8 protein-coding genes and 1 pseudogene are annotated in these 7,000 nt (G+C 69.6%); 4 read left to right on the top strand and 5 right to left on the bottom strand.

Annotated features, from left to right (window positions below; translation table 11 throughout):
• The 3 genes and pseudogenes from WYO_RS04765 to WYO_RS04755 form a co-directional block, all read right to left on the bottom strand.
• A pseudogene (locus WYO_RS04765) lies at positions 1-305 on the bottom strand (hypothetical protein); the annotation flags it as partial.
• A 141-nt stretch (positions 306-446) separates the two neighbouring features.
• Complete coding sequence (locus WYO_RS04760) at positions 447-821, bottom strand: hypothetical protein (protein WP_007559713.1); 375 nt, start codon at positions 819-821, stop codon at positions 447-449.
• Between the two features lie 53 nt (positions 822-874).
• On the bottom strand, positions 875-1,813 hold the full coding sequence (locus tag WYO_RS04755; RefSeq protein ID WP_007559712.1) for a protein-methionine-sulfoxide reductase heme-binding subunit MsrQ: 939 nt from the start codon (positions 1,811-1,813) through the stop codon (positions 875-877).
• A 207-nt stretch (positions 1,814-2,020) separates the two neighbouring features.
• On the opposite strand from WYO_RS04755, the gene WYO_RS04750 reads away from it, so the two are divergent.
• The 3 genes from WYO_RS04750 to WYO_RS29715 all read left to right on the top strand — a co-directional run bounded on the left by WYO_RS04750 (position 2,021) and on the right by WYO_RS29715 (position 3,776).
• Positions 2,021-3,031 (top strand): aldo/keto reductase, encoded by a 1,011-nt coding sequence (locus WYO_RS04750; protein ID WP_039902285.1) that lies wholly within the window; start codon positions 2,021-2,023, stop codon positions 3,029-3,031.
• Positions 3,032-3,115: 84 nt separating this feature from the next.
• Positions 3,116-3,409, top strand: a complete 294-nt coding sequence (locus tag WYO_RS04745) for a type II toxin-antitoxin system RelB/DinJ family antitoxin (RefSeq protein WP_007559710.1) — start codon at positions 3,116-3,118, stop codon at positions 3,407-3,409.
• A gap of 67 nt (positions 3,410-3,476) precedes the next feature.
• Positions 3,477-3,776 (top strand): type II toxin-antitoxin system YafQ family toxin, encoded by a 300-nt coding sequence (locus WYO_RS29715; protein WP_280109746.1) that lies wholly within the window; start codon positions 3,477-3,479, stop codon positions 3,774-3,776.
• A 66-nt stretch (positions 3,777-3,842) separates the two neighbouring features.
• Here the strand turns inward: WYO_RS29715 and WYO_RS04735 are convergent, their stop codons facing one another.
• Entirely contained in the window at positions 3,843-5,264 is a 1,422-nt protein-coding gene (locus WYO_RS04735; RefSeq protein ID WP_007559706.1) for a DUF2254 family protein, read from the bottom strand.
• A 95-nt stretch (positions 5,265-5,359) separates the two neighbouring features.
• A complete protein-coding gene (locus WYO_RS29710) occupies positions 5,360-5,593 on the bottom strand; it encodes a hypothetical protein (RefSeq protein WP_085985770.1) in 234 nt (77 codons plus the stop codon).
• Between the two features lie 601 nt (positions 5,594-6,194).
• Here WYO_RS29710 and rimP point away from each other — a divergent pair.
• A complete protein-coding gene (rimP, locus tag WYO_RS04725) occupies positions 6,195-6,974 on the top strand; it encodes a ribosome maturation factor RimP (protein ID WP_007559697.1) in 780 nt (259 codons plus the stop codon).
• Positions 6,975-7,000 lie beyond the last annotated feature (26 nt).

The raw sequence follows: 7,000 nt of genomic DNA, 5'->3' as shown, positions 1-7,000 counted from the left end.
TCGAAGGCCGGCTCGTCGCAGATCCGCACCCGCCGCAGAACCGGGGCGCCGTCCGGATCGAATCGGCGCCGGACGAAGTCCCGGCACGCCTCGGGCGGGGCCGCCGAGAAATGTGGGCGCCGGAATTCCGGTTCGGGGGGCGGAGGCGGTGGGGGCGGTGGCCGCCGCTCGCGCTCGTAGCCCTCGGCCGGGCCGCCATAGCCGTGCGGCGCGTAGGGGCCGTCGAAATCGGCGGCGCGCGCCGGGGCGGCGGCGAGCAGCAGGGCGCAGAATCCCGCGCGTCCGATGACATCACGGAGGGGCACTGGTGGGCCTCGGCAGGGACAGGCGGCGGGGATCGCGGCCATCGATGCCGAAGATTGCACCGCGCCGGCTGAACCCCTGCCGCGTCCCCGGTTGCCCGCCGTTCAGCCGGCTTCCCGGTTATCGCTCTCGCGCAGCGAGCCTCAGTTCTGCATCGCGTTGATCTCGCACTGCGCGTACTCCCCGCTCGCCTTCACGTAGGCGTTGAGCTTCTGGACATAGGACTCGGCGATCGGCCGGAATGCCTGCGCCTGCAGATTGTAGGCCTTGACCGCGTCGTTGAAGCTGTAGGCCTCCCAGCCGGGGCAGCCGCCCTTGGCGTCGAGGCAGGCCGGCTTCTCGGGCAAGGCGGGCTTCACCGGCCGCGCCGAGGCCGGCGGCGGCTCGGGCGGCTTGCAGGCCGTGGCCGCCGGGGCTGCGGCCGGCGGCGGCGCGCCCTTGTCCGGGGCCGCCTTGGGCGCCGCCAGCGCGAGGGTCGGCGCGAGCATGCCCGCGATGAGGAGAAGCCTGCCGCGCATAGCCCGTGTCACTCCGCTGCGGCCCGAGACCGCCGGTGGCGGGTTCTGCGGCATCACGCGGACGGCGACAAGGGTTCCGACACCGCGGCTCTGGTGGGGGCCGCACGCGGCGCGGCCACGCGGTCCCGGCCCGATCCGCCCGGCCTGGCGGTCCGCCCCGTGGCGCGCGCGCCGCGCAGGAGCGCGAGGGCGGGCATCAGCAGCCCAGTCGCCAGGACCCACCAGGCCGGGCGGATCGGGCCGGAAAAGTCGAGATTGGCCGCCAGAACGAGGCTGGCCGGAACGCCGCTGGCGAGCCCGTACCAGGCCGCCTCGAGCCCGGCCGTGGCGAGGCCGCCGAGGATCGCGAGGAGCAGCAGCGACCACGGCCGCTCCGGCAGCTTGAACCGCCGCATCGCGCGCCAGCCCATCAGCAGCAGGAACAGCCCGGCGGAGAAGACCGGGTCGCTGACGTCGATCTTGGACTGCAGGAAGTAATGGACCAGAGCCAGCACCGCGATCGTGTAGACGAGCCGGTGCAGCCGGTGCCAGTTCGGCCCCAGGTTGCGGATCGCGGCATCCGTCGAGGTCAGCCCCAGGGCGATCAGCCCGATCAGCGCCACGAAGCCGATGGTCAGGTAGAGCCGCAGGGCGATCTCGCTGGCGACCTTGGTCAGGACCAGGTTCTGATCGATCGCGTAGAGCGCGAGATGCGCCACCGCGTAGGCCATCACGGTGATGCCGAGCATGCGCCGGACCACCAGCACCTTCCCCCAATCGGCGATGCGGCGCAGGGGCGAGATCGCGAGCGAGAACAGCAGGAAGCGCACCGCCCATTCGCCGGTGGCGTGGATCAGCGCGGTGATCGGCTTGGCGCCGAGCGCGTCGAGCCGGAACGCGGCCGCGAGGTACAAGGCCGGCGCGATGCAGGCCAGGAACACCGCGAGCTTCAGCCAGGAAAGGCGTCCGGCCCGGTCGAGCCAGGGGAGGGGAACGGCCAGGCGGTCGATCATCGTTTTCGGACTCGGCCTTCTGACATCGGGAGCGACGTGGGGAGCGACGTGCCGCTCGGGCCAGGATATGGAGAGCGAAACCGGCGCTTCTGCGGATGGCTCCGCGAACGGGTCGGTTCGCCGCGGTTCGCTCCGGGTTACGCCGGACCGGTTGACCTCGCCGCCCCGGTGCCGAGATAGCCGATGGACGGACACCGGATGGATCCCATGCAGTACCGCAATCTCGGCCGCTCCGGCCTCAAGGTCTCGCCGATCTGCCTCGGCACGATGATGTTCGGCGGGCCCACCGACGAGGCCACGGCCGGGCGCATCGTCGGGAGTGCCCGGGAGGCGGGCATCAACTTCATCGACACGGCCAATGTCTACACCGAGGGCCGCTCGGAGGAGATCACCGGCCGGGCGATCAGGGGCGACCGCGCCGCCTGGATCCTCGCCACCAAGGTCGCCAACCCGACAGGCCCGGGCGTCAACGACCGCGGCCTGTCGCGCGTCCACGTCATGAAGGCCGCCGAGGACAGCCTGCGCCGGCTCGGCACGGATGTCATCGACATCTACTACCTCCACAGGGAGGACCACGACACGCCGCTGGCCGAGACCGTGCGGGCGATGGCCGACCTCGTGCGGGCGGGCAAGATCCGCCATTTCGGCGTCTCGAACCACCGGTCCTGGCGGGTCGCCGAGATCTGCCGGCTCTGCGACGAGATCGGCATCGACCGGCCGGTGGTGAGCCAGCCCTATTACAACGCCTTCAACCGCATGCCCGAGACCGAGCACCTGCCGGCCTGCGCCCATTACGGGCTCGGCGTCGTCCCGTACTCGCCCCTCGCCCGCGGGGTGCTGACCGGCAAGTACGACCCGGACGCCCCGCCGCCCGCCGAATCCCGTGCCGGCCGTCAGGACACCCGGATGATGCAGACCGAGTGGCGCCCGGAATCCCTGCGCATCGCCCGGACCCTGAAGGAGCATGCCGAGGCGCGCGGCATCACGGCCGGGCAATTCGCCACCGCCTGGGTGCTGAACAACCGCCTGATCACCGGCGTCATCGCCGGGCCGCGCACCGAGGCGCAGTGGCAGGAATATCTCGGCGCCCTCGACTACGCCTTCACCCCCGAGGACGAGGCCCTGGTGGACGGCTTCGTGGCCGCCGGGCACCCGACCACCCCGGGCTACAACGATCCGGCCTATCCGCTGGAGGGGCGGATCCCGCGGAACGTCTGATTGCGGCCCGATCCTGCGCCAGTCCAACCATTGTGGGCGGTTTGCACCGTGCTACAATCCGGGCTGGCAAGAGAACGGGCGACGATGGCCGCTCACGCGAAAGAGAAGGCGAGACCTGTGCCGAGGACCAAGTCGGTCCGGGCGCAGGTTGATCCGGGCGTCAAACTGGAGGCCGAAGCTGTCCTCGGCGCGGTCGGCCTCTCGTTGTCCGACGCGTTCCGCTTGATGCTCGAACGGGTCGTCGCCGAGGGGCGGCTGCCCTTCGATCCGCTCGACCCGAACGACGAGACCATCGCGGCTTTGCGCGCGGACCTCGCTGGCGACGTGATCCATGTCGGCGATCCGTCGAACCTCCTCGCAGTCCTTGACGCCGACTGACGATAAGCCGCCAGCAGCGACTTCACCCGTGCCGGCATCTGCCCAGGCTACGCGACGGGACGTCGTCATCACGGGTCAATTCAAAAAGGATATGAAGCGCGAGCAGAAGGGGCGTTATCGCGCGACGGTGCAGGCGGATCTGCTGAAGGCCGTCGACCTGCTCGCCGCCGATCGTCCCCTTCCCGCCAAAATGGTCGACCACCCGCTTGGAGGCAATTGGAAGGACTATCGCGACTGCCATATCAAACCTGATCTGGTTTTGATCTATCGGAAATCCGAGCCCTCAGCCGTAAAATCGCACCAGGAGGCGGAGCGGCCTAAACTGCACCTGGTCCGCATCGGTTCGCACAGTGAACTTGGCCTTTGATGGGCTCCGCTTGGCCGCACCGTCTCAGGATGGGGCGGAGCCTGGGAAAACCGGCCCAACAGGCTCTCACGAGGTCGTTCCCGGCACGCGGGTCGAGCGTGAGTTCAGCTTGCCCAGGCTGGCGGCCAGCTCGGCCGACGCCTCGGAGACGGCCTTCGCGACGGTGACGAAGCCGCGCGCGTTCAGCGCCTGCGCCAAGTCCGCGAGCTCGGCCTCGAGCTGGCGGGTGAGCACGTGCTCGCCGAGGCTCGACAGGGTGCGGTTGGCGACATCGGCGAGCCGGTCCGCCGTCGGCTGCCCGACATGCCGGAGCAGGATCGCCAGGGTCTTCACCGCCTCCGTGAGGGTCTGGGACTGGATCGACTCGGAGGCCACCACGATCACGGCTTCGAGGGCATCGGTCGCGATGATCGGCGCGGCATCCGCGTAGACGATGCCGGATGTCGGATCTTCGAGCGGCTGGGTCTCGTCCTCGCTCCAGTGCGCGATGATGTCCCGCAAGGCCTGGATGACCGAGAGGCCGGGGCTGGGGTTGGATTTCGATGTCGAGACCGAGGTCCAGGCGATGGTCGAGAGCTGGTGCAGGCCGTAGGCGGCATCGTGCTGCAGGTCGCGTCCGTCGTCGTAGCTGAGCGCGGCTAGCGTCTCGCCGACGAGGCGCTCCCGCGCTGCCGGGTCGAGCGTCGTGCCGGGCCTGCATCGCAGCCGGAACAGGGGATCGTTGACGGCGCGATAGGTCCCGACCGGGATGACGCATTCGACCTCGACCGCCTTGCGGCCATGCCGCTTCACGGCCTCTTCGATGCGCGGGAGGTCGAGGCTGACGACGTAGCCGCTCTCCCGGGAGCGGATCAGCGCGGCCACGGGCCAATCCTGCCGCGCCGTCCTCCGGGTCGCCGCGAGCATCCGGAGATCGTCGTCGCGGGCTTCCAGAACCCGGTCGTGGATGAACTGGATGATCTGCGCCGGCCGCATCTGATCGATCGTGTTGTAGATCATCACGATGATGAGGCAGAGGGCCGAGGTGGTCAGCAGCAGGGCGAGCGTGGTCCCGAAGACGGGCCGGTGAAAGCCCGTGTTCGTCACCAGCGTCATCAGGACGAAGACCGACAGGCCGACGAAATACCCGAAATAGAACTGGTTCGTGCGCCGGGCCATGAACTGGTCGGTGACCTGCGCGGTCAAGGCGGCCGCCCCCTGCTGGACGGCGAGGAGCAGGAGCGAGAAGGTGATCGAGGTGACAGTGATGATGCTCGATGCCACCGTGGTCAGGAGGCTTCCCAGCGCCGCCCTGTCGCCGAGCAATTCCCCGAGCCAGTGGAATCCCGCCGGCGCATCGCCGCCAGACCAGGACCGATCCGCCAGATAGACCAGGGCGTTCAGGCCCACGAAGCCGACCACGGTCGCGAGCGGCAGGGCGAGGAACTGCCGGAAGGACCGCCTGACGGCGCTGACGAAGCGGCCCGGAACCGACTTGATCGCCTTCATGCTGCGCCATCACCCGGGATCGATTGCTATCCGGGTGATGTATAGCAAACTTGACCGAGTCAGCTCGCCGGCATCGACCCCGGACGGACCCGAACCTAGCGCATGGACTCCGGCAGGTGCTGGATCGGGTTCGTGCGCGCGGGCGCACCCTGGCCCTGCACCGTTCCGTCCGATTGCATCACGTCGGTCGAGGATTGGATCGCGCTCGGTGGGGAGACCTGGCCGCTCCCGCGGGCCGCGCCGTCACGCTCCGATGCCGGCGGCAGCGTTGCCGGTGTCGGTTGGTCGATCCGGCTGGCGGCCGACTGAGACAGGGCCGGAGCGGTCAAGCCGAAGCTCCCGGACACGGCACCCAGGACGAGGGCTCGCCCGATCCAACGAGAGTACCGTCCGGGAGAGGGGGTTCGGGTCGTCATCGCTCGATCCATCCGTTCGAAGCAGCGCGCCGGCGCCTTCACGTTCGGTCGGCAATGCACCCGCGCCACGGGCGTTCCCCCGCCTCGCCACAACTCTGAGAGAGCACCGGAACCTGAAGCGGCGAAGCGGGTCGTGCGAGCGTCTGCGCTCCGCGTTACGGTCGAGATCTGCGCGTTTGGGACCTCGCACCAACTGCCCCGCCGAGGGGAATGCGGAAGGGTCGCGCGTGCCGGCTCGTCAAGCACAGGCGGGCGAGAGCCGGCATTCCGCGATGGCCGCCGAATGCAGCCATGTTCACGCGCGGACTCGACAGATTGCTGATCTACCTTGCGCTCGGGACTGACCGCGGCTATCTATCCCTCCAACAGTTCTGATGGCAGTCGAGAGGCTGCGGTTCGGGAGTGGGCCCCACCGGGTCCGCTCTTTTTTTTCGCCGCGTCAGGTTTGATCGCGCGAGGACCGCAGGCCGGCACGTGCCGCCCAGGACGCCGCAAGGGTTGCGCGCTGATATCCATGTCGTCCGAGATCGAAGCGGATCTGTCCGAGAAGCGCCTCGTCCGCGAGAGCGGTGTCGCCGCTCGCGTGGTGCAGGTGATCGAGGGGCCGGTCCAGGGCCTCGGCTTCCGGCTGGTCCGGGTGAAGGTGACCAACACCAACGGCTGCACCGTCCAGATCATGGCGGAGCGGCCGGACGGCACCTTCTCGATCGACGATTGCGAGGCGGTGAGCCGGGCGATCTCGCCGGTGCTGGACGTCGACGATCCGGTGGGCACCGCCTACAACCTGGAGATCTCCTCCCCGGGGATCGACCGGCCGCTGGTGCGGGTCTCGGACTTCGCCCGCTGGGCCGGCTACGAGGCCAAGGTCGAGCTGAGCCCGCCGCTCGACGGCCGCAAGCGGTTTCGCGGCATCCTGGGCGCGCCCGACGTCGAGAAGCTGACCGTCCCGATCGACCTGCCCGACGTGAAGGAAGGGCTGCCGAGCCGGGTCGACCTGCCGCTGCGGGATCTCGCCGAGGCGCATCTCGTCCTCACCGACGAGCTGATCCGCGAGTCCCTGCGCCGTGGCGGCCCACCGGCCGACGGTGCGGACGAACTGGACGAGGATGACGAGGCCGAGGACGACGCGCCGGCGGCCCCCGCCCGGCCCGCGCCGAAGCCGCAGGGTCCGAAGGGCAAGGCCGCCAAGGCCGACCCGAAGGCCCCGAAAGAGAAGAAGCCGCCGCGCACCGGCCCCAAGAAGCCGGTCGTGTCCAAGGCGTCCCGGCTCAAGAGCCGCGACGACCTGCATTGAATTGAGATTTGGGCTCGGTCGCCCGC

It is taken from the genome of Methylobacterium sp. GXF4, assembly GCF_000272495.1.
In the GTDB taxonomy this organism is placed as follows: domain Bacteria; phylum Pseudomonadota; class Alphaproteobacteria; order Rhizobiales; family Beijerinckiaceae; genus Methylobacterium; species Methylobacterium brachiatum.
The sequence above is the reverse complement of the archived record's forward strand: the minus strand, read 5'-3'. Positions and strand labels throughout refer to the sequence as shown.

Coding starts and splice junctions, on each gene's coding strand:
- WYO_RS04760 (WP_007559713.1), bottom strand. CDS start 821: ATGCGCGGCAGGCTTCTCCTCATCGCGGGCATGCTCGCGCCGACCCTC.
- WYO_RS04755 (WP_007559712.1), bottom strand. CDS start 1,813: ATGATCGACCGCCTGGCCGTTCCCCTCCCCTGGCTCGACCGGGCCGGA.
- WYO_RS04750 (WP_039902285.1), top strand. CDS start 2,021: ATGCAGTACCGCAATCTCGGCCGCTCCGGCCTCAAGGTCTCGCCGATC.
- WYO_RS04745 (WP_007559710.1), top strand. CDS start 3,116: ATGGCCGCTCACGCGAAAGAGAAGGCGAGACCTGTGCCGAGGACCAAG.
- WYO_RS04735 (WP_007559706.1), bottom strand. CDS start 5,264: ATGAAGGCGATCAAGTCGGTTCCGGGCCGCTTCGTCAGCGCCGTCAGG.
- rimP (WP_007559697.1), top strand. CDS start 6,195: ATGTCGTCCGAGATCGAAGCGGATCTGTCCGAGAAGCGCCTCGTCCGC.